At 49.0% G+C, this 1,615-nt stretch carries 1 protein-coding gene; it reads left to right on the top strand.

Annotated elements, in window-relative coordinates; all coding sequences use genetic code 11:
• On the top strand, window positions 1–1,615 hold a 1,615-nt coding region (locus ACFIKY_RS08925; RefSeq protein ID WP_375661728.1), incomplete at both ends, for a phage tail tape measure protein.

Raw genomic sequence — 1,615 nt, 5'->3', positions numbered from 1 at the left:
GCAGGAATTGGCGAACAAGATCTAGAAGCTTTTAGCATTTACGCTGCCAAAGCGGCTGTTGCTTTTGATATGACGGGAGATCAGATTGGGGAGCGCTTTGCCAAGTTGCGCAATGTCTTTAAGCTTAATCAGGCAGGGATTGAAGATCTAGGCGATGCCATCAATCATCTCTCTAACCACATGGCTGCCAAGGCAAGTGAAGTGTCTGATTTTACCAATCGTGCCACCGGTGCGGCAACCATGTTTAAGCTCACCGCACGGGAAACAGCAGCTTTTGGCACGGCGATGATTTCTGCTGGTATCGTCCCTGAGAGTGCCGCGCGTGGTTTTAATGCCATGAGTGCCCGTATACAGGCGGGGGGTAAACATATTGAAGATGCTTTTGCCAATATTGGGCTTTCCCGCGAAAAATTTATGCAAGATCTGGATAAAGATGCCACAGGTACCTTGGTGCGCTTTTTTAATGTGTTGGGTAAATCCGAACAGGGGATGCGCTCGCTGATTGCCATTGCTGGGCGCGATTTTACCGGTGATTTTGCCAAATTGGTGGGCAATCCCGAATTGTTAGGGCAAGCTTTAGATTATGTGAAAGATCCACAAGTCTTTAAAGGTTCGGTAGAACAAGAAGCAGACAAACAAGCAACCGGTGCCATGCGGCAATTTGAATTGTTGCAAAACCGCATTGTGGCTTTGGGGATTAGCATTGGTGAAGTGCTTCTGCCCCCCCTCAACAGTTTGATGGAAAGTGTTGGCAATTTTACCAATGGGCTTATGGCGTGGGCGAATGCCCATCCCACTTTAACAAGCGCCATCATCAAAACCATTGCTGCCCTTATGGCTTTTAATATTGCTCTACGGGTTTTGCGCTTTACCCTCGCTGGAACACGTCTTGGGCTTCTTCAATTGATCACGTCTTTTATCAAGCTTAGAACACTCAGTCGTGGTCTTTCTGCAAGCTGGCGGGGCTTAGCAGCCGCAGGGCGCTCCCTGGGCTTGCTAACCGCGGGTCTTGGGGCAAGTTCACTCCGACTCTTACGCCCAATGACTTTACTTGTGGCGGCATTTCGCGGCGTTATGATCTCAGGAAGTGCATTTGCGAGTAGCTTTGGTTGGATAGGAACCGTGATCGAAGTGGTTGGAGCGAGCATGGCCTCTGTTGTGGGGGGTATTTTTACCCCGGTAGGGGCTGCGGTTGCTGCTGTTGTGGCGGTCATATTGGCAGCTGGTTTTGCTTTGTGGAAATATTGGGACCGCTTTTCTTCTTTTATGAAGGGCTTTGCACGGGGGGTAACACGGGCTTGGGGGCAAGCCTTTGAAGCCGTCATGCGCTTTTTTGGTGCTGATACCAGCACCATTACGCGTTGGAAAAATATAATCGCCAATGCTTTTGATCTCTCTCAAGTTTGGCAAAAGTTTAAACAAGAGCTTAGCGCTGTTGGCAGTTGGTTTGGCAACGTGTGGGAGGGCGTTAAACAAAGCTTTTCCAACTTTTGGCAATGGTTGAAGAGTTTTTTTACACAGGAAAAGCTCTCGGAGAGTGCCAAGGCTGGTATGGAACAAGCGGGCGAAGATCTGGCTAATTCGATTGTCGATGGCTTTATGTCGTCTATCTCAC

It is taken from the genome of Bartonella sp. CR127HXZ (assembly GCF_042194555.1).
Classification (GTDB): Bacteria; Pseudomonadota; Alphaproteobacteria; order Rhizobiales; family Rhizobiaceae; genus Bartonella; species Bartonella grahamii.
Note: the sequence above shows the minus strand (reverse complement) of the source record. Positions and strands in the feature narration are given on the sequence as shown.